The sequence below is a fragment of the Pseudaeromonas pectinilytica genome (assembly GCF_054780855.1).
This window is the reverse complement of the sequence record NZ_BAAGVN010000052.1, coordinates 1-954: the sequence shown is the minus strand read 5'-3', so window position 1 is coordinate 954 and position 954 is coordinate 1. Positions and strand designations below refer to the sequence as shown.

Here is a 954-nt window from a genome sequence, read left to right as displayed (position 1 = left end):
TGTTATTGAGTGATCGGCATGGATGTTATTACGTGATCGGCATGAATGTTATTGAGCGATCGCCATGCGTGGGAATATGCAGATGAAAACTATTGGCCTCTTCAATGCCTCGGAAACAGGCCAAACCATCCGAGACAACCAAGGATGATGGCTGCAGATGCTTCTTCGCCCATTGAGTTAGTTCCGTTTTCTTGAAGCCATTGACCGCACTGAATCGCATGCGGTTCGGGTGTCCTTCCTCGGTGAGGGATACGGCTGCAACAAATGGGCGTTTGCCTGCCGCTCCACGACCTACCTTTCCAGTTCTAGCTCCGCCCCAATAAGCATCATCAAGCTGGATGATGCCTGATAGCTTAACCTCATCATCACGCTCTTTCATGGCTTGCATCAACTTGTGCTTAAGTCGCCAGGTCGCGTTGTAAGAGATGCCAAGCGAACGTGATAACTCCAGAGCGGAAACACCATTTTTCTCTTGAGTGATCAGATAGATGGCCAAAAACCAGATGGTGAGAGGCAATTTGGAGTAGGCAAAAATGGTTCCAGCAGTCAGCGAGGTTTGTTGGTGACACTGATTACATTGGTAAACCGATCTCGAGTGAAGCCTGCAATAGTGGGTATGTCCGCAGTTTGGACATAGGAAGCCTTGAGGCCAACGAATATCAAACAGCCGTTGCTGACACCACTCTTCACTGCCATAACTCTGAATAAAGGCATGAATATTCATGCTTTTTTGAAACTGAACCTTGTTCTTGGCCATGATTAAACCCTCCAGAACAGGATACTTTAAGTATAGTCCTGAGGGGCTGAAGCATGGTGGTAATCAGGAAAAGCTATGTTCGCTCTGATCTCTGAATCAACGAATGGTGGTTCAATCATGTACAGGATCTTTAGCTACAACCAATTGAAATAGATAGAAAAAAGGCTTCGTTTGTGATCTGATTTAATCGCCAAAAA

General features: G+C 46.0%; 1 pseudogene. It reads right to left on the bottom strand.

Annotated features, from left to right (window positions below):
- Nucleotides 1-37: 37 nt before the first annotated feature.
- Nucleotides 38-757: pseudogene (locus tag ACYVG7_RS04455) on the bottom strand (IS1595 family transposase); the annotation flags it as partial.
- Between the last annotated feature and the right edge of the window lie 197 nt (nucleotides 758-954).